Below are 19,690 nucleotides of genomic sequence, written 5' to 3'. Positions count from 1 at the left end.
TTATTTCGCATCGTACCATGTAGGACCATATGAAAATTCAACCTTTAACGGCACATTTAACTTAATTGCATTTTCCATAACTTCAGGTACGATACGTTCTAAAATTTCAACTTCTTCTTTTGGTGCTTCAAAAATCAGTTCATCGTGTACTTGCAATAATAGCTTTGTCTGTAGTCCTTCTTGTTCAAGGCGCGCATTCATATCAATCATTGCTTTTTTTATAATGTCCGCGGCACTTCCTTGGATCGGTGTGTTCATCGCAGTACGTTCAGCAAAACTTCTTAAATTGAAGTTCGAGCTTGTGATGTCCGGCAAGTAGCGGCGGCGATTTAAAATCGTTGTAACGAAACCTGCTTTCTTTGCCTCTTCAATACTTGTATCCATATAGTTTTTTACACCAGGGAAGCTTTGCAAGTAGTTTTCAATGAAAATCCCCGCTTCTTTACGTGTAATATCAAGGCTTTGTGATAAGCCATAATCACTGATTCCATATACAATACCAAAGTTTACAGCTTTTGCTGTGCGACGCATTAAGCTTGTCACATCATCCGGATTTTCAAGATTAAACACATCCATTGCCGTCCGTGTATGGATATCCATTCCTTGCTGGAATGCCTCTACAAGCGCATCATCCCCGCACATATGAGCCAATACGCGCAGCTCAATCTGTGAATAGTCCGCCGCAAACAAAATCCAATCCTTTTTCGACGGAACAAATGCTTTTCGAATTTTGCGTCCTTCTTCTAAACGAATCGGGATATTTTGTAAATTCGGGTTTGTTGAGCTTAAACGCCCAGTTGAAGTTAATGCCTGCTGGAATCGGGTATGCACTTTTGAATCTTCTTTATGCACTTCTTTTATTAAACCTTCAATATATGTTGACTGCAGTTTCGCAAGCGTTCGGTACTCAAGAATATGCTTCACAATGTCATGCTCGGACTGTAACTTTTCCAGTACATCGGCTGCTGTTGAATATCCTGTCTTTGTCTTTTTAATGACAGGTAAGCCTAATTTATCAAATAAGATAACACCAAGCTGTTTCGGTGAATTAATATTGAATTTCTCGCCTGCCAGCTCATAAATTGTCGCTTCCATTACTTCAAGCTTTGCCTTCAAATCATCGCCCATTTGACGTAATGTATCAATATTGACAGTTATCCCTTCGCTCTCCATTTTCCCTAAAATATGTGCAAGCGGCAGCTCCAGCTCTTTGTATAATTCAAACTGTTCATTTTCCTTCAGCTTTTGCTCTAATAAAGGCTGCAGCTTCCAAACTGCTACTGCTTTTCGGCTCACATGTTCAGCTACATGATCCGCACCTGGAACAACCCACTTTGCCCCTTTTCCGTAGATCGCTTCATTGGATTGTACATCCTGGTAACCGAATTCCTTTGCAAGTGTTGCCACATCATCACCTGATATCGACGGCTTTAAAATGTACGAAGCTAACAATAAGTCAAACTCCACGCCTTTAAGCTCAATCCCTAAACGATGGAGCATTGCTTGTGTTGCTTTACTGTCCACAATATACTTTTTCTTAGTTTCATCTAGCAGCCATGCTTTTAAGTCCGCATTATCAACTACATTATCAATCGCTGTATAAACCGTACGTTCTCCGTCTGACAAGGCTAAACCGAGGGCATTACAGCTATGGTAATGTTCATTTTCCAACTCGAGGTGGATTGCCATCGTTTCTTTTAACATGTCGCCTGTAATAGCCTGTACATTTTCAAATACTAATTCAGCTTGTTCTGTTTCTACTGTTTCAAAATCACTTTTTTCGATTAAAGATTTAAAGCCAAGCTCATGCCATACATTAAGAAGTGCTTCCTCATCCGGACCTGCATATGCTAAATCATCAAGTGAAATTGTTAGTGGTGCATCTGTATGAATTGTCGCAAGCTTTTTTGATAAGTGAGCCATTTCTTCATTGTCTACCAGCTTTTCTTTCATTTTCGAAGCTTTCAATGAATCCATCGCTTCATATAATTTTTCAATCGTCCCGTGTTCCTTCAATAATTTAATCGCTGTTTTTTCACCAACGCCTGGAACTCCCGGAATATTATCGGATTGATCACCCATAAGCCCTTTCATATCGATAATTTGCTCCGGTGTCAGTCCATACTTTTCTTCAATATGTGCCGGTGTATATTTTTCAATATCGGTAATCCCTTTACGGGTAATATAGACTGTGACATCCTCAGTTGCGAGCTGCGTTAAATCTTTATCTCCCGAAACAACGATTACTTCGATCCCTTGTCCAGCAGCCTGTTTTGCTAACGTTCCGATAATGTCATCTGCTTCGTACATTTCCAGTTCATAGCGTTTAATGTTGTATGCATCAATCAGTTTTCTAATATATGGGAATTGTTCGGAAAGCTCTGGCGGAGTTTTTTGACGTCCCCCTTTATATTCACCGAACGACTCATGACGAAAAGTCGTTTTCCCGGCATCGAAAGCAACAAGCATTTGTGTCGGATTTTCCTCACCGATAATTTTTTGCAGCATCGTCGTAAAACCATATGTCGCATTTGTATGAATCCCACTGTCATTTGTAAGCAGCGGCAATGCAAAAAAGGCACGATAAGCCAATGAGTTTCCATCTAGTAAAAGCAATTTTTGTTTTGTCATGCGCGTTCCTCCATTAATCAATTTCACCTCGGTGTGATTACGCCCGGATTCGAGTCAGGTTCACAGGTTACGAATCAGTCATCCAACGCTTTTAACCTGAATTTCTTTTAAATACTCTATGCCGAATCTGTTGCTCCACCCGGGGGCATCAACTTCTGGCGTGTGTTCAAAACGCACCGAAAGAAGTTAAGTTACGATTGTATGTTCTCCTTCTACTTTAGCGATTATTGCGATGAATTGCCAACATAAACGCAAATTCTTCTACAATAAAATTCTTATTCACCACAATTAAGCCGGACGCAAAGCGACTGTCCCTACCAAGGACTTAAACATCAGCAGGCAATACCCTTTAATCGCAATGACTCAGATCTAACTCTATCTTAAAATCCATGTAAACAGAAACTTTCCACAACATGTATTCCACGCCTAAAAAGAAAAAATCCAGAGGAATGCAATATAGCATAATCTGGATTTTTCCATCATTGAATTAAGTTCATATTAGTTTAGAAGTTATTTATACAACTAAAAAATTCTTTATATTTTGAAGTGATTAATTTGTCCTTTTAACTTAATAATCATTTCATTCAATTCGTGTGCGATGCTCAACATTTCTTCAGTCGATGCTGTCTGTTCTTCTATTGATGCAGCAATACTTTGAGAATGCTCATTGGTTTCTTCCAATGAGTGAACAGTTATATCCGTTGTTTCAAGTACCCGATTAGAGTCCGTTGCGATTCCTTGGAATGCATCTGTTACATTTTGAATTTCATTTTTCATATTATCCACTAATTTAGAAATTGTATTAAATGTTTCAACAGCCGAGTAGATCGTCACGCTTTCCTGCTCGATTTTCGTTACAACATTATTAATTGCAACAACAGATTCATTTGAATCTTTTTGCATTTCATTAATCAATGTCGTAATATCACTCGCCGAATTCGCCGATTGTTCTGCCAATGAACGGACTTCATCCGCTACTACTGCGAAACCTTTCCCGTATTCCCCAGCTCTTGCCGCTTCGATTGCCGCATTTAAAGCAAGTAAGTTGATTTGATCTGAAATACTTGAAATAATTTTCGTGATTTGACCAACTTCTAAAGAACGGCTATTCATTTGTTCTGTTTTCATTAATGACATTTTCGCCGTTTCATTAATTGTTTCGATTCCTGCAACAGACTTATGAATAACTTCTATTCCTTGTGTTGCGACAGTATTGGTATCTATCGCCTCCTGTGCCACTAATTTCGTAACATTAGAAATTTCTTCAATTTTGAATGCGATCTGTTCCACTGCCACCCGGTTTTGTACAGCGCCTTCTGTAATTAGCTCAGTACTAGAAGCAATTTCCTGAATTGCGCCCGATACCTGATTCGATGTAATTGTTAACTGTTCTACCGTCTCTTTTAATATCGAAGAACCTTCCTCAACATGGTCGGATGTGTCGGTTACATGGTAGATAGTCTCTCTCAATTGCGTTTGCATATCCGAGAAGCTAGTTGTTAAACGCCCGATTTCGTCATCACTGTATACTTCCAATTGTTTTGATAAATCACCCTGTGCCACAATTTCAGTGTGGTTTAAAAGCTGATTTAAAGGATTCACAATTTTTTTTGAAACCATAACCGCTATAATTGCGCCTATAATCAATGCAACAAGCAGTGAAGCAACTATAATTATAATTAACAATCTATTCAATTCATCAATAAAATCCGCATCCGCATCCAATCCCAGAACAGAATCCGTCCCAGGAATTTGAAGAAAGGTTGATTGGTGTTTTCCATAATCATCTTCATAGATATCGCTCGCCACTGTTTCCGTTGTGGAAAGTGCCGCTGTCTGTTCTTCTGTAAAAGCAAGCGGTGTCAGGTAATCTTCCGAATTCCCCAATACCAGAATAACTTCCTCTCCATCGACTTTACTCATAATATAGGCATTTTCCAAATCAAAATCATTTTGGAAATCGGTTGTGGCTTCCAGTAATTTTTCATATGAAGCCTTGTTTTTCTTAGCATCATTCACTATATCCGCGTCAAAAAGCGTACTGAATTTTTCCATACTCAACAATAAGTTTTGGTTGTGCTGCGGAATGATCTGGTTATTAATTAAGTTGCTGGAAACCAAAAATAGAATTGAACTAAAAACAACACTTAATAAAATAATTGGAACTAAAATTCCTAATAAAATCTTGGTTTTTACTGAATTAAATTTTTTTAACATTTACATTGCTCTTTAAAACAATTATGAAATTGTTTTAACCAAGCTTCCCCCCAAATTTAATTTTTCACATACAACTTTTCTTCTTTTTCTACATATTCCATAAAGTCCAACGATAAGATATGGTCATTTTGTGCCAACGATTCACTGCTAAAGAAAATGACAGCAAACGTCGCACCCTGACCGTACGGAATATGACGATATTCTAAAATATGGTGGAATTGTTTCTGCAATAATTCATGGTGTATCACAAGCCCGTCATCAATCTTTATCTCACCTTCAAACTCGGCACAAGTAAAGCTGTAAATTTTATTGTCCATTGCGTTTATTAAGGCAGCCCAATCCGGTTTTTTCTGTTCGAAGAAATAGTCGTACGAGTTAACCCCATATGCAAAACTTCCCAATTCGGTCGTACCTGCACCAGCAAAGCGTAATGGATTCACTTCAATTGGTATAATTGTTCCTTCATCATCCATGCGCAGTTCTACATGCAGCGGCATTTTCCGTAAATTGAAGATCTCCCCAAGTCCTTGCAGATACTCGGTAATCGGAGCTAAGTAATTTTGCAGCACTTGCTTACTCGTATAATAAATACGATCACTCATATCTTTTTCGTCTTTGAACATACGTGCAAATAAATTGAGCACAACCGGATCATTCTTTTCATCGTAGAAAAGATCGATTGCAAATTCCTGCCCCTCAATATAACTTTCAACGATAAAGGTTTCGCTACCCAAAACATCCTTTGAATCGTCTTCACTCGATTGTTCCATCGTCTCTTCCATTTTATCGATTATACTTTGGAATTCTTGTGGATTCTCTACCCTGTAAACCCCAACACTTGAGTAACCGACTGTCGGCTTAAAGATTAACGGATAGGGTAGTGAGGATAGATCAAGTTGCCCTAACTCACCTGAAGTAGTTTCTAAAAAAAAGAAATTAGGATAACTCTCAGCTAAACGCTTTCTGAATGCAAATTTATTTTTAAATAAATTCGCTGTTTTTGTTACATGCGATTCTGCATAATATTCATTTAGAATCTGAATGGCTTCTTCAGAATTCATGATGATTAAATCCTCTTGTTGAAATACTTTCACCAGATTTTGGTCATCTTCTGATTTGTGATTTAGAATCAACTGTTGTTGAATATCCAAAACCTTTACTTTCTTTTCGATCAATGTTTCTGCTAAGAGTGGGGATACATAAGCTGTATCTAATAGAATCAAAACTTTCACTTCCTTATATGTATGAACTAATAATTAATTAACGTGCATTATTACCTAATTTTTCTGAATATATAAGTATTTATACCCTAAAAAAATTATTGCATTATATGCACAAAATACTACACTTGTTATATTATACACACTTATTCAAATTTTCCTATTTATTTTCAATTTTATTTAATTAAACTTGCTATAATAAACAAAAACCGCGTGGGATAAAATCCCGCGCGGTCTAAATATTTATTTAATTTTATTTTTGAACTTCACTACATGTACACCGTTTTTTTCTTCTTTATAAAAAATCTCTTCAAAAATAACCGTTAATAAAAAGGCATTTAAAAATGGAATGATGACATACATCGGCATGCCGCCTAAATCGTATGGCATCAACCCGCGTGCAAATACTTCTACAAAACCAATTTGTGTGAAGTAAAAGATCATACCAATACCAACTTGCCAGATTGGACGTTTATCTTCACGTTTTTCAAACCACAGCACTTTCTTGAACGAATCCCGTACATCTTCTGCAATAAACAAACTTAATACTAAAATAGCAATAAACAAAATTGGTATATGAAAAATTTCCACCTTCACGAAATTAATATTAGATTGATAAAAAAGCGCCGTTACAGATGTTGCCATAATAAAAGCGATTAAACTATTCTGTATTACTTTACTCAAACTTTGCCACTCCCCCTGTATGAACTAACTCTACTATAGTATAACAGCAAAATAATAGTTTCCAATAATATAATTTGAAAATTTAATGAAGTTAAATAATGTAATTTTTTCCACACAAAAAAGCCATTTAGAACGGTTACATTCCAAATGGCTTTCATACTTTTTAATCCAATCGTCCGGATAACAGTTTTGCATATGGCGAGTCTGACGGGATGATAATCATCGTCTCATTGCCGATTGTTTTCTTGTATGATTCTAACGTTCTGAATAAACTGTAGAATTCCGGGTCTTTCGAGTAGGCAGCATTATAAATTTGTGCGGCCTGTGCTTCTCCTTCTGCACGGATGACAGATGCTTCTTTGTTTGCTTTCGCAAGAGTCACTTGAACTTCCTGGTCTGTTTTCGCCTCTTTACTGCGCTTTTCCGCATCCCCTTCAGACAGATACTTTTGCGCAATCGATTGACGTTCCGAAACCATTCTTGTATAAACAGACTGCTCGTTTTCCTCAGGTAAATCTGTACGGCGAATACGTACATCAATTACTTCAATACCGAAATTGGCCGAATCGATTAATTCATTGACGCGTTGGGTAACACGGTCATTAATGTTCCCGCGTTTCGAATCCTTTTCATTAATAATATCGCCGTATTCCGTCTGACCGAATTCTGTACGAAGTGCCGAATAAATGAACTCTTCCATACGACTTTCCGCATTGAGCAACTGTCCTGCATTTGAAATTAACGCTTTTGGATCCGTTACACGCCAAACAGTATAGTTATCAATAATAATTCGCTTTTTATCCTTTGTACTGATCTCTTCTTCTGTCATATCATGTGTCATTAAATTGCTTGGTAAAGTTGTCACACTTTGAATGAACGGGATTTTCATATGAAGTCCCGGTTCACTTTCGTACTTCACTACTTCCCCGAACTGACGAACTACTTTATATTCATTTTCTTTAACAATATACAGATTCGCAAATACGACAATTAACGCTGCAAACACAACCGTTAATACAATAGCAGAAGAAACCCATTGTTTTACATTTATCGGCTTCTTATCTTTCTTTAATGGTGTTGGTGCTTTTTTTCCATTTGTATTACTGCTATTTACTTGTTGTTCAGCGTCGTTTGCTTTCGGTACTTCCTTCACTTCTTTCGACCCTTTTTTGTTGCCGAACAATTTTTTCACAAACTCATCTAAATCGCCGTCAAAGTTATTTTTGTTGTTACTCATTCACTTTTGCTCCCTTCTTTTTTCTCTTCTGTAGAAGGAGGTGTCGTTTGCATTGGCTGGATCGGCAAGTACTTCATCGTACCGCTGCCGTCATCATTCATAATATAAATTTGGGCATTCGGTAAAACTGCCTCCAATGTTTCGAGCACTAATCGTTCACGTGTAATATCTTTATTCAGACGATATTCATCATAAAGCTGGTTAAATAAAGCTACTTCACCTGTAGCTTGCTCGATACGTGAAGCCTTTTCCCCTTTTGCCTTCGAAAGAATTGCAGCTGCTTCACCAACCGCTTCACTTACTCGCTGGTTTTCGTATTTTTCCGCTTCGTTAATCTTTGTATTTTTTGTCTCTCGTGCATCAGTAACATCTGTGAAAGCTGCACGCACTTCTGCATTCGGCACCTCTACATCTTGCAGCTTTACTCCCAGAACACCAATCCCGATATCGTATTTTTCGATTAACGATACAAGCAATTCGCGTGTCTCCGCTTCAATATCCGCTTTACCATCCGTCAATGCCTCATCGATTGTTGAGCTGCCTATGATGGAACGAATCGCACTCGATGTCGCATTATGTAAAATCGCTCGCGGCTCCTGTGAACTAAATAAATATTTTTTCGGCTCAACAATACGCCATTGAACAACAAGATCTGTTAAAACAATATTTTCATCACCTGTAATCATTTTTGTTTCTTTATCGAATGCTTCAACCGTACCGTCCGGGTTTTGCTTATAGCCGAACTGTAAACTGTACGTTTCTTTTGATAAAATTTCTACAGACTGTATTGGCCACGGTAATTTAAAATGAAGTCCTGAATCTTGTATTGTTTCATCCGCTTGACCAAATGTAATCACTACTGCCTGTTCCGATTCATCTACTGTATACCAGGATGTCGTCACAACAATAATACCTACGACAGCCATGAGAATAAGCGCTACCCACATTAATGTTCTTTTTACACTCATCATATAAAGCCTCCTTACTTTTCAATTTCCTCTTATTCTACGGGTAATGAATTGTAAAAGTTTCATATTTTTTCAAAATAAGATATAAACAAAAAAACCGCACAAAAAGCTTCCAACTTTTCACGCAGTTTCTTCATTATTATATTTAGTTTTCTTGCTAAGCGTTACCTTCTTTTAGAAACGGGGGTTTCTATTAAGAACTATAACACCGCAATATAAAGTTCAATTTAATGTTTTGTAAATTTACTGTTAAATTTTAATCCTTCAAAGGTAGGAACACTTTAATACTCGTCCCTTTTCCTACTTCACTATCTACTATGATTTTACCGTTATGTGCTTCAATCAAATGCTTTACAATGGACAAACCAAGACCTGTCCCACCAGAATTTCGGCTTCGTGCCCGGTCTACCCTGTAAAAGCGCTCAAAAATACGTGATATCTCAGCTTTTTCAATACCGATTCCTTCATCTTTCACTTCAAATATTCCGTATTGATCATTGGCACTAATACGTAGTGTAACGGTAGTTTCTTCTTTAGAATAAGCGATCGCATTGTTAATTAAATTTGTAAAAATTTGCATTAGACGATTTACATCACCTAAAATAACCGCATCCTGCACTATCTCTACATCAAACTGCATATTTTTATTTTCTAATTGTGAGCTTGTCAAATCAACAACCCGTACTAAAATATCCTGCAACTTTGTTGGCACTACATCGAGTGTAAATCCATGCCGCTCAATTTTGGATAGCTCAAGCAAATCATTGACGAGAACCTGAATTCGATTGCTCTCATCGTGTATAATCGTCAAAAAGGACAACAGCATCTGCTCATCTTTAAATGCCCCGTCTAGAAGTGTCTCTGAAAATCCTTTAATCGAAGTAATCGGTGTCCGCAGCTCATGCGAAACATTCGCAACGAAATCTTTTCGAATTTGCTCCAATCGCACAAGTTCACTCACATCATGCATAACAATTACAACACCAAGCCAGCGTCCATGTTCACCAACAACTGGTGCCCCATAAACTTGCTCATAATATTCTTCATTTGCGATTTCCATTTCAAGCTGCTGACGATATGGTAATTCCGTTAAAAACACATGATCGATAAACTTTTCAAGCTCTTTTGGCAAACCGAGCATCATGAAATTCTTACCAATAAGCTTCTCTTTCGGCAGCTCGAACAACGTCTGGAACTTCCTGTTAACAATCGAAATATTGCCTTCACGGTCGATCATCATTAATGCACTGCCCATATTTTCAATCAATGTTTTTAAACGTTCTTCTTCAATAGCTCTTGTTTTCGTAATATCCTGTAAATTGCGTGCCAAAATGTTAACTGAATTTCTTAACTCAACAATTGTATTCGGTCCATTCGCAAAAGCACGCGCACGATAATTACCTTTCGAGAGCTCTCTCGCAGTTTTTGTAATATTAACAATCGGCGTAATAAAATTGCTTACAACCCGGTATGCCATAAAACTCATAATAATTAAACCGCCTAATAATAATGCAGCAATAATCAAATATATTTTCTGCTTCGTGCTTTGTAATCCTTCAGCATGTCGATCAATTGTATAAGTATCTAAAATGGCTTCTTTCTGTGTTTCAGTAAGTTCAATCTGCTCCTGCTCGATTACTTGCTCCAATTGCTGCTCGGAATCCTTTGTCACTTCATGAACAAATTCATCTGCGAAAAATGGAAAAAGCTGCCCTATGAACAGTCCTAGAACAGCTAAACTTGATCCAATTACTAAAATAAACGAATAAAATAAACGATTTTTCATTGCGTTCATTATTTTTTTGGCTCCTCAAATTTATAACCTAAACCACGGATTGTTTTAATAAACAGTGGTTTACGACTATTTTCTTCAATTTTATCCCGCAGATGGCTAATATGTACGTCTACGATGCGAGTATCCCCGGCAAAATCATAGTTCCATACGGCACTAAGCAGCTGATCTCGTGTTAATACGCGGTTTTTATTTTCAAGTAAGTAAACAAGCAATTCAAATTCTTTCGGTGTGAATTCCAAAGACTCTTCATCGATAAATGCTTCAAATCGCTCCGGGAAAACTTTTAAATTACCGAATGAGTAAACTACTTCACTCGATTCAACTGTTTCTTCCACAACCGGTCCAGAGAAACGTCGCAGCACAGCCTTCACTCGGGCAATTACTTCACGTGGGCTGAATGGCTTTGTCATATAGTCATCCGCACCGAGCTCTAAACCTAATACTTTATCAAATTCATCGTCTCTCGCAGTCAGCATAATAATCGGTATATTGATGCGCAAACGTCGTAATTCCTTACAAACTTCAACACCATCAAGTTTTGGCAGCATTAAATCCAATAAAATCAGATCCGGTGTTTGTTCTACTGCTGTATCAAGACCCGCCTGACCATCATGAGCCAATAGAACTTCAAAACCTGCTTGTTCCAAGTTATATTTTAATAATGTTGCAATTGGCATTTCATCTTCTACTACTAAAACCGTTTTAACCATTATAAGTTCCTCCAAAATCGATTTGAAACCCCCATCTCAAAATCAATCTTCCAGTGGTTGGCTATCAACTACTTTGTTAAATATGTACTGATTAAAGCACTATCTTCATAGTAACAACTTTTTTTGAAAAGTACAATTATTCCTCTGTTCAGTTAAGTCTAAGCTCTTTCTTACTTGAAGAAAATTTCAATTCATATTATTTCGATAGGTAAAATAATTTTTACTATTGACTGAATATTTATTATTATGGTAACATTTAGAAAAATTGTTTATACACGCTTATAGAAGTGTAAATTTTTTTATTAAGAATCCCGAGTAATTCAATATGTTAAGTATTTTAACAGAAAGTAGGTGCTTCCATGACAAATGGAATCAATATCGAGTTAGTAAATTTAACAAAAAGTTTCGGTGAAAAACAAGTATTAAAGGATATTAATTTAACAATCCCCGCTGGACAATTCGTTGCGATCGTCGGGAAAAGCGGATGCGGAAAAAGTACGCTTCTCCGTATCATTGCAAATTTAGAACATAAAACGGCAGGAGAATCTTTAAAAGACGGTATTCAACAGGAGGACTTTTCAGGCGTTCGTGTCATGTTTCAGGAAGATCGTTTACTTCCATGGCTGTCTGTTTTAGAAAATGTAGGGGTTGGCACAGAGTTGAAAAAGGATTGGCAACCGATCGCATTAAAATCACTTGAACACGTAGGATTAAAAGACCGTGCAAAAGAGTGGCCACATGTACTGTCAGGAGGCCAAAAACAACGGGTTGCATTAGCTCGTGCGCTTAGTGCACAGCCAAGACTTTTGTTATTGGATGAACCGCTTGGTGCATTAGATGCACTGACACGACTGGAAATGCAAAATCTAATTGAACAATTGTGGTTAAAACAAAAATATACGTCGTTACTCGTGACACATGACGTGGCAGAAGCAATTACATTGGCAGATCGAATTATATTAATCGAAGACGGAAACGTTGCTTTAGATTTGCCGGTAAAACTTCCTCGTCCAAGAACACGTTCAAATCCGCATTTTGCTGAGCTTGAGGAAATTCTGCTTCAGCATTTATTAGGAAAACAAACAAAAACAGAAACACAAACGCAAACGAAACAAAAAGAATTACAAGCGATTATTTAAGGAGGTATTACAAATGAAAAAACTATTATCTGTCTTTTTGCTATTAACTTTATCAATTATTTTAGTCGGGTGCTCATCATCGAATGCTGAAAATAAAAAGGTTCGAATCGGCTACCAGAAAAATGGCACAACATTGCTATTAAAGGCGAATGGCGAACTTGAATCACGTTTAAAAGAACTGGGTTATTCAGTGGAATGGTCTGAATTCAATACCGGAAGTTCAGTTCTGGAAGCTTTAAACTCCGGAGCTATCGATTTTGCCAATGCAAGTGATGCCCCTTCAATGATGGCATTATCAAAAGGAATGAATTTCAAGTACATCGCAGGTGAAGAATCATCTCCACAAACAGAAGGAATTTTAGTGAAAAGTGATAGCTCTATCCAATCAATCGAACAATTGAAAGGTAAAAAGATTGCGTACAATAAAGCTTCCATCTCCGAATATTTATTAGTTACTGCTCTGGAAACAGTTAATCTGACATTGGATGATGTAGAATCTGTTATTTTAAGTCCAGCAGATGCGACTATTGCATTTCAAAACGGCGAGGTTGATGCCTGGGTTACTTGGGATCCGTATATGACGGTTTCCGAAAGTAAAGGCAATCAGATTTTAGCTACAGGAGAAGGCATTGTAGAACACCGCGGCTTCTACTATGCATCTGATAAATTTATCGAATCCAATAAAGATGCAGTCGTTGCCTATGTGGAAGAACTATCTAAAGTCGGTGAAGCCATTGATACTGATTCAAGTGATGCAGCAAAAATTCTTGAAGAGAATACAGGTATAGCCGCAGATGTTTGGGTAACAAGCTTAGCTCGACGTTCATCTGTTGCTACTTATTTGGATGAAGCTGCACAGGCAGATTTACAAAGATTAAATGAAGATCTTTATGACATTGGATTAACAACTAATCTTGTAGAAAATCTCGAAAACTATATTTGGAAACCATAAGAGGTGAGAAAAATGAAGAAGAAAAAATGGTTTCATTTGATTGAGCCATGGATCATTCCTATTTTAATTATTGTCATATGGGAAGTATCGAATAAAACAGGTATCCTTGCCAATACAATTTTGCCTGCCCCTTCCGATGTAGTAAAAGCAGGCTATGAACAAGCAGTTTCCGGTGTTCTGTTTGATCATCTTCAAATTAGTACGACACGTGCTTTAATCGGTTTCCTGATCGGCGGGATTATCGCTTTTGTCATCGGTATTTTAAATGGAATCGTACCTTTTGCACAGCGTTATTTGGATACAACTATTCAAATGCTGCGTAATATTCCGAATTTGGCACTCATTCCATTAGTTATTATTTGGTTTGGAGTTGGTGAAGAAGGAAAGATTTTCTTAGTGGCAATCAGCGTATTTTTCCCGATCTATGTCAATACATACCATGGCATCCGCAATGTCGATCCACGGTTAATCGAAATGGGAAAAATTTATAATCTTTCGAAATACAAACTGTTCTTTAAAGTGATTATTTTAGGTGCAATGCCATCCATTTTAGTAGGTATTCGCTACTCCTTAGGAATTATGTGGCTTACTTTAATTGTTGCAGAAACAGTTGCGGCAAGTTCCGGAATCGGCTATATGTCGATGAATGCACGTGAGTATATGCAACTTGATATTGTTGTATTAGCGATTATTTTATATGCTATTTTAGGAAAAATTGCGGATTCCATTGCAAAACTATTAGAGAAAAAGTTATTAAAATGGAATCCCGTGTATCAGTAAACAAAAAACAAAAAGGGCTTCGGTGTAAACAACCGAATCGCCCTTTTTTTATTTATTTCAATGCTTTCATCACATCTTTAACAGCATCTGCAGATTGATCAAGCGCTGTTTTTTCATCTTCTGTCAGCTCAAGTTCGAAAATTTTCTCAATACCGCCAGCACCTAATAATGTCGGAACCCCTAAGTATATCCCTTCATATCCATATTCGCCTTCTAAATAGGCAATTGCCGGCAATACTCGTTTTTGATCTTTTAAAATTGCCTCTGCCATTTCCACCATTGCTGCAGCCGGTGCATAATAAGCTGAACCATTTCCTAACAGATTCACGATTTCACCGCCACCTACACGGGTACGCTGCACAATTTCTTCTAAACGTTGTGCTGGTATTAGACTTTGTAAAGGAACCCCACCTACCGAAGCATACCGTATCAAAGGCACCATTGTGTCTCCGTGACCGCCTAATACAAGGGCAGATATATCTTTTACCGATACATTCAGTTCCTCGGCAATAAATGCGCGGAAACGGGCAGTATCCAATACACCCGATTGACCAATAACCCTTTGTTTCGGGAAGCCTGATTCTTTAAACACTGTATAAGTCATTGCATCTACTGGATTTGTAAGTACAATAATTGTTGCATTAGGTGAGGTACGGGCTATTTCCGTTGCAACGGCTTTCATGACACCTTGATTAATCTGTACTAAATCATCACGACTCATTCCTGGCTTACGGGCAACACCCGCAGTTATTAAAACGATATCCGAGTTTGCTGTATCCTCATAATCGGAAGAGCCTTTTACATAAGAATCAAAGCCTTGTACTGGCGCTGCTTCCCACATATCCAATGCTTTTCCTTTCGTAGGATTTTCTGCTGTTGGAAGGTCAATAATTACTACGTCGCCTAATTCTTTCTGTGCTGCTAAAAATGCTGCGGTTGCACCTGTAAAACCACTACCGATAACTGAGATTTTTTTACGTTTTAATGTCACCAAGAACCACTCCTTCATCGTAATTATATTTCATGAAAATTATATACAAAAAAAGGGAGAAAACATAATGTTCTCTCCCTTTTTTATAAATATTAATTTTAAATAAAAAGTAAACTATTTCCATTACTGTAAAATTATATAACGATACTATTCATTGCTAAACAATTTGTTCATAATTTCACATATATAGGCAAATGAGTAAAACTTTTAATTAGAAGTTTTCGATTAATTTTGTAGCGAACTCAGAACATTTAACTTCTGTAGCGCCATCCATTAAACGTGCGAAGTCATAAGTTACATATTTAGAAGAGATTGTTTTCTCTACTGAGTTTGTAATTAAGTCCGCAGCTTCTTGCCATCCTAAGTGCTCAAGCATTAATACGCCTGATAATAATACTGAAGATGGGTTTACTTTATCTTGACCAGCATACTTAGGTGCAGTACCGTGAGTAGCTTCGAAAATAGCGTGTCCAGTTAAGTAGTTAATGTTAGCACCTGGAGCGATACCGATACCACCAACTTGAGCAGCTAATGCGTCAGAGATGTAGTCACCGTTTAAGTTCATAGTTGCTACTACGTCGAACTCGTTAGGACGAGTTAAGATTTGTTGTAAGAAGATATCAGCAATAGAATCTTTTACGATAATTTTGCCTTCTGCAACAGCTTTAGATTGTGCTTCGTTTGCAGCAGCTTCGCCTTGCTCAGCTTTGATTGCATCGTATTGGTTCCAAGTGAATACTTTATCGCCGAATTCAGCTTCAGCTACATCGTAACCCCATTGTTTGAATCCACCTTCAGTGAATTTCATGATGTTACCTTTGTGTACTAAAGTTACTGATGGACGGTTGTGTGAAATAGCGTACTCGATTGCAGAGCGTACTAAACGTTCAGTACCTTCTTTAGATACTGGTTTAATACCTAAACCAGAAGTTTCTGGGAAGCGAATTTTGTTAACGCCTAATTCGTTTTGTAAGAAGTTTAATAATTTCTTTTGCTCGTCAGAACCAGCTTTGTACTCAATACCAGCATAGATATCTTCAGTGTTTTCACGGAAGATTACCATGTCAACATCTTCTGGACGTTTAACTGGTGAAGGAACACCGTCAAAGTGACGTACTGGACGTAAGCAAACATATAAATCCAACTCTTGACGTAATGCTACGTTTAGAGAGCGGATACCGCCGCCGATTGGAGTTGTTAAAGGACCTTTAATAGCGATTAAGTATTCGTTGATTTTTTCTAAAGTTTCAGCTGGTAACCATTCGCCAGTTTTGTTGAATGCTTTTTCACCTGCTAATACTTCTAACCATTCGATTTTCTTTTCACCGTTATAAGCTTTTTCTACAGCTGCGTCAATTACGCGAGATGCTGCAGCCCAGATATCTGGACCGATACCGTCACCCTCGATGAAAGGAATAACAGGATTGTTTGGAACGTTTAATTTACCATTCTCTACTACGATTTTGTTAGTCATTGGAAATTTGCCTCCTAATAATCATAAATCTAGGACTGTGTCAAATCACAGTCCCAGATATTTTAACATACTTTTTTGATTAGCGCTCGTTAATTGGAACGTATTTTTGCATATCTGGACCAACATACTCCGCACGTGGACGGATTAGACGGTTGTTTGCATACTGCTCTAAAATGTGCGCTACCCAACCTGAAGTACGAGATACTGCGAAGATTGGTGTGAATAAGTCATGCTCGATACCTAAAGAATCATATACTGATGCTGAGAAGAAGTCTACGTTTGCAGGTAATTTCTTTTGCTCAACGATCATATCATGGATTTTCACTGACATATCGTATAATTCTGGTTTGCCTGTTAATTTAGTAAGCTTTTCAGACATTACACGTAAGTGAGGTGCACGTGGGTCGCCTTTGCGGTATACGCGGTGACCGAAGCCCATGATTTTTTCTTTGTTATCTAATTTGTTTTGAACCCAAGACTCAACTTTATCGATTGAACCGATTTCAGTTAACATTTTCATAACTTGCTCGTTAGCACCACCGTGTAATGGGCCTTTTAATGCGCCAATTGCAGAAGTTACACCAGAGTATACATCTGATAATGTCGCAACACATACACGTGCAGTAAATGTAGAAGCGTTTAATTCATGGTCAGCGTGTAAAATTAACGCTTTATCGAATGCTTCAATTTCGATTGCTGCTGGTTCTTCACCTTTCAGCATATATAAGAAGTTTGCTGCATAACCTAATTCTGGTTTTGGAGCAACTGGTTCTTTACCTTGACGTACACGTGCAAAAGTAGTTACTACTGTACCAATTTTCGCTTGTAAACGGATTGCTTTACGGTAGTTTGCTTCAGCTTCCATAACATCAGCTTCTTCGTCAAATGCACCTAACATAGATACTGCTGTACGAAGTGCTGCCATTGGGTGCACTGTGTTTAAAGGCATAGATTTGAATAAATCTGTGATTGCCGCTGGAATTTCCATATTTTTAGCTAGTTCTTCTTTTAAGTTAGCTAATTCTTCAGCGTTTGGTAAACGCGTGTTCCATAACAAGAATACTACTTCTTCAAAAGTCGCATTGTTAGTTAGGTCGTCGATGCCATACCCTACATATGTAAGTGTATCATCGATAATTGAAGAAATTTTCGATTCTGCTGCTACGATACCTTCTAAACCTTTTGTTGCTGACATAAAAAATCGCTCCTTCACTTAGTAAATTAGTTTTGTAAGTGCTTTCTTTTTACTCTATTAAAAAGTCGCACACTCATATCGTTCTGCTCAATTGAACCTATAAGTAAATCGCTTACAAATTTCATTATAATCAATTTTGACGGCTTTGTGAATGAATTAGTAGGATTTTAGGAAAAAATCACATAGATGATAGAATTCACGCAAAAAAGAGAATTTATAATTTGTAATGAGTTATTAAAGGTATTAATTAGGAGTGAGATAAATGGATTATACAAATAAAACAAACCCATGGCTAGTAAAAAGTAGGAATATTATCGTTCTTCTACTTTACTTTACCCTTTTTTATTTCATTCCGCCTATAATTTTCGGTCTATTTTTCGCCTACTTACTATTTCCCGTCTTCCTCTTTTTCAAGCAGCAATTTAGACTGCCATTCTTTCTCGTAGTCATTATACTTTCCGTATTTCTATTTTCGGTTGTCGTCTCGGTTATCATGCTCATCATTCACAGCTTTATCACAATTCTTCCTCAGCTGCAGTCAACACTTTTATCTTTGGACAGCACCTATATGAAACATCCGCTTCTTCCGTTTATTGTAGAAAAACTTCAAAGTTTAATAAGGGACTTGCTGTTCTATACAATCAACTTTATAAAAAACAGTTTTCAATCTATCTTTGAATTTTTCATTTTCATTGTAACATTCTACTTTGCGTTGATGGAAAGCTATAAAAACCGTTTATGGTTTTTCGCTTATATTCCGAAAGCTTATCGCACTACATGGGCTCGCTACTTTCAAAAAGGAATGGAGCTTATTGGCCGCTTTATCGTAGTGGAAATGCAATTGTTTACACTGACGTTTATCCTGCTTTGTATAGGGTTTTACTTTTTGAAGTTTGAAGCAATTGTAATTAAAGCCTTTTTAATTGCCTTTGCAGACTGCCTGCCTTTTTTAGGAATCGGAATTTTTCTGATTCCAGTTTCTGTTTATTACTTTATTGTAAACGAACCGATAATGGGCAGTGCCATTTTGGTTCTGTACTTTGTTGTACAAATGATAAGACAGCTAACTGAATCAATGCTCTGGTCACACACGTTGCATTTACGTATGATCCATACATTTCTAATCAGCGCTGCCTCAGTATTATTATTCGGTTTTTACGGAATCATCCTCAGTCCAATACTATTGATGATTGCCATTAAAGTGAAACAACATGCTATTTTTGCAAAATAACGACTTGTCCTCTTTTCATTTTTTTACGTAAAAAGTAGAAGATGACCGGCTTAAACAGGTTACGTGTAATTCCTGATACAAATAGTAATCCGAGAATATCCGTAATGAAGCCCGGTACTGCTAAAAGAATGCCGCCAACAAAAATCATAAATGTTTCAATGACCGGTACTCCAGGTGGCTGACCTTGCTGCATGCTTTTTTGAATATCCTGTATAGATTTTGTACCGCGTTTTTTGGCAATCAACAGTCCTGCAATGGATGTGAAAATGATTAATAACAATGTATAGAAAACACCGATTGCATTTCCAATTACGATAAATACCGCAATTTCGGCAAATACGAGTGCGAGTAATCCAAATAAAATCTTCTTCATTTATGAACCCCCTCTTCTTCTAATTTATACGAAACAGCGAAGAAAAAGTTTCAAAATGTGTTTATAACACAAAACAAACCACCATTTTCATTG

Annotated in this window: 16 protein-coding genes; 4 read left to right on the top strand and 12 right to left on the bottom strand. The window is 37.3% G+C overall.

Annotation, left to right across the window (positions count from 1 at the left end):
• From polA to M3166_RS00520, 8 genes are all read right to left on the bottom strand, one after another.
• Entirely contained in the window at positions 1–2,631 is a 2,631-nt protein-coding gene (gene polA, locus M3166_RS00555) for a DNA polymerase I (protein WP_251686511.1), read from the bottom strand.
• A 534-nt stretch (positions 2,632–3,165) separates the two neighbouring features.
• On the bottom strand, positions 3,166–4,848 hold the full coding sequence (locus M3166_RS00550; protein ID WP_251686510.1) for a methyl-accepting chemotaxis protein: 1,683 nt from the start codon (positions 4,846–4,848) through the stop codon (positions 3,166–3,168).
• Between the two features lie 56 nt (positions 4,849–4,904).
• Positions 4,905–6,071, bottom strand: a complete 1,167-nt coding sequence (locus M3166_RS00545) for an ATP-grasp domain-containing protein (protein ID WP_251686509.1) — start codon at positions 6,069–6,071, stop codon at positions 4,905–4,907.
• 240 nt (positions 6,072–6,311) lie between these two features.
• The gene (locus M3166_RS00540) at positions 6,312–6,752 is read right to left on the bottom strand and encodes a DNA polymerase I (protein WP_251686508.1); all 441 of its coding nucleotides are present in this window, start codon (positions 6,750–6,752) and stop codon (positions 6,312–6,314) included.
• A gap of 163 nt (positions 6,753–6,915) precedes the next feature.
• Positions 6,916–7,989, bottom strand: a complete 1,074-nt coding sequence (gene hflC / locus M3166_RS00535; RefSeq protein WP_251686507.1) for a protease modulator HflC — start codon at positions 7,987–7,989, stop codon at positions 6,916–6,918.
• Complete coding sequence (gene hflK, locus M3166_RS00530; protein WP_251686506.1) at positions 7,986–8,957, bottom strand: FtsH protease activity modulator HflK; 972 nt, start codon at positions 8,955–8,957, stop codon at positions 7,986–7,988. Before hflK ends, hflC begins: the two co-directional genes overlap by 4 nt.
• Positions 8,958–9,213: 256 nt before the next feature.
• The gene (pnpS, locus tag M3166_RS00525) at positions 9,214–10,752 is read right to left on the bottom strand and encodes a two-component system histidine kinase PnpS (RefSeq protein ID WP_251686505.1); all 1,539 of its coding nucleotides are present in this window, start codon (positions 10,750–10,752) and stop codon (positions 9,214–9,216) included.
• Positions 10,752–11,462 (bottom strand): response regulator transcription factor, encoded by a 711-nt coding sequence (locus tag M3166_RS00520; RefSeq protein WP_251686504.1) that lies wholly within the window; start codon positions 11,460–11,462, stop codon positions 10,752–10,754. Before M3166_RS00520 ends, pnpS begins: the two co-directional genes overlap by 1 nt.
• Before the next feature lie 359 nt (positions 11,463–11,821).
• Here M3166_RS00520 and M3166_RS00515 point away from each other — a divergent pair, with 359 nt between their 5' ends.
• From M3166_RS00515 to M3166_RS00505, 3 genes are read left to right on the top strand one after another with little or no spacing between them, the layout of a single operon-like run.
• Complete coding sequence (locus M3166_RS00515) at positions 11,822–12,601, top strand: ATP-binding cassette domain-containing protein (protein WP_251686503.1); 780 nt, start codon at positions 11,822–11,824, stop codon at positions 12,599–12,601.
• Positions 12,602–12,614: 13 nt separating this feature from the next.
• On the top strand, positions 12,615–13,553 hold the full coding sequence (locus tag M3166_RS00510) for a sulfonate ABC transporter substrate-binding protein (RefSeq protein ID WP_251686502.1): 939 nt from the start codon (positions 12,615–12,617) through the stop codon (positions 13,551–13,553).
• Between the two features lie 12 nt (positions 13,554–13,565).
• The gene (locus M3166_RS00505) at positions 13,566–14,333 is read left to right on the top strand and encodes an ABC transporter permease subunit (RefSeq protein WP_251686501.1); all 768 of its coding nucleotides are present in this window, start codon (positions 13,566–13,568) and stop codon (positions 14,331–14,333) included.
• Positions 14,334–14,385: 52 nt separating this feature from the next.
• Here the strand turns inward: M3166_RS00505 and mdh are convergent, their stop codons facing one another.
• The 3 genes from mdh to citZ all read right to left on the bottom strand — a co-directional run bounded on the left by mdh (position 14,386) and on the right by citZ (position 17,993).
• Entirely contained in the window at positions 14,386–15,324 is a 939-nt protein-coding gene (gene mdh / locus M3166_RS00500; RefSeq protein ID WP_251686500.1) for a malate dehydrogenase, read from the bottom strand.
• Between the two features lie 211 nt (positions 15,325–15,535).
• Complete coding sequence (gene icd, locus M3166_RS00495) at positions 15,536–16,798, bottom strand: NADP-dependent isocitrate dehydrogenase (RefSeq protein ID WP_008407755.1); 1,263 nt, start codon at positions 16,796–16,798, stop codon at positions 15,536–15,538.
• Between the two features lie 79 nt (positions 16,799–16,877).
• The gene (gene citZ, locus M3166_RS00490) at positions 16,878–17,993 is read right to left on the bottom strand and encodes a citrate synthase (protein ID WP_008407756.1); all 1,116 of its coding nucleotides are present in this window, start codon (positions 17,991–17,993) and stop codon (positions 16,878–16,880) included.
• 262 nt (positions 17,994–18,255) lie between these two features.
• Here citZ and M3166_RS00485 point away from each other — a divergent pair, with 262 nt between their 5' ends.
• Positions 18,256–19,224 (top strand): AI-2E family transporter, encoded by a 969-nt coding sequence (locus M3166_RS00485; RefSeq protein WP_251686499.1) that lies wholly within the window; start codon positions 18,256–18,258, stop codon positions 19,222–19,224.
• Here the strand turns inward: M3166_RS00485 and M3166_RS00480 are convergent.
• Positions 19,208–19,597 (bottom strand): FxsA family protein, encoded by a 390-nt coding sequence (locus tag M3166_RS00480; protein ID WP_251686498.1) that lies wholly within the window; start codon positions 19,595–19,597, stop codon positions 19,208–19,210. The genes M3166_RS00485 and M3166_RS00480 overlap by 17 nt on opposite strands.
• Between the last annotated feature and the right edge of the window lie 93 nt (positions 19,598–19,690).

Origin of the sequence: Solibacillus isronensis (assembly GCF_023715405.1) — a bacterium.
GTDB lineage: Bacteria > Bacillota > Bacilli > Bacillales_A > Planococcaceae > Solibacillus > Solibacillus isronensis_B.
This window is presented reverse-complemented; position numbering and strand designations above follow the sequence as displayed.

What these genes read in the sequence shown, in the direction of transcription:
- polA (WP_251686511.1), bottom strand. Translation starts at nt 2,631, where the DNA reads ATGACAAAACAAAAATTGCTTTTACTAGATGGAAACTCATTGGCTTAT.
- M3166_RS00550 (WP_251686510.1), bottom strand. Translation starts at nt 4,848, where the DNA reads ATGTTAAAAAAATTTAATTCAGTAAAAACCAAGATTTTATTAGGAATT.
- hflC (WP_251686507.1), bottom strand. Translation starts at nt 7,989, where the DNA reads ATGAGTAACAACAAAAATAACTTTGACGGCGATTTAGATGAGTTTGTG.
- hflK (WP_251686506.1), bottom strand. Translation starts at nt 8,957, where the DNA reads ATGAGTGTAAAAAGAACATTAATGTGGGTAGCGCTTATTCTCATGGCT.
- pnpS (WP_251686505.1), bottom strand. Translation starts at nt 10,752, where the DNA reads ATGAACGCAATGAAAAATCGTTTATTTTATTCGTTTATTTTAGTAATT.
- M3166_RS00520 (WP_251686504.1), bottom strand. Translation starts at nt 11,462, where the DNA reads ATGGTTAAAACGGTTTTAGTAGTAGAAGATGAAATGCCAATTGCAACA.
- M3166_RS00515 (WP_251686503.1), top strand. Translation starts at nt 11,822, where the DNA reads ATGACAAATGGAATCAATATCGAGTTAGTAAATTTAACAAAAAGTTTC.
- M3166_RS00510 (WP_251686502.1), top strand. Translation starts at nt 12,615, where the DNA reads ATGAAAAAACTATTATCTGTCTTTTTGCTATTAACTTTATCAATTATT.
- M3166_RS00505 (WP_251686501.1), top strand. Translation starts at nt 13,566, where the DNA reads ATGAAGAAGAAAAAATGGTTTCATTTGATTGAGCCATGGATCATTCCT.
- icd (WP_008407755.1), bottom strand. Translation starts at nt 16,798, where the DNA reads ATGACTAACAAAATCGTAGTAGAGAATGGTAAATTAAACGTTCCAAAC.
- citZ (WP_008407756.1), bottom strand. Translation starts at nt 17,993, where the DNA reads ATGTCAGCAACAAAAGGTTTAGAAGGTATCGTAGCAGCAGAATCGAAA.
- M3166_RS00485 (WP_251686499.1), top strand. Translation starts at nt 18,256, where the DNA reads ATGGATTATACAAATAAAACAAACCCATGGCTAGTAAAAAGTAGGAAT.
- M3166_RS00480 (WP_251686498.1), bottom strand. Translation starts at nt 19,597, where the DNA reads ATGAAGAAGATTTTATTTGGATTACTCGCACTCGTATTTGCCGAAATT.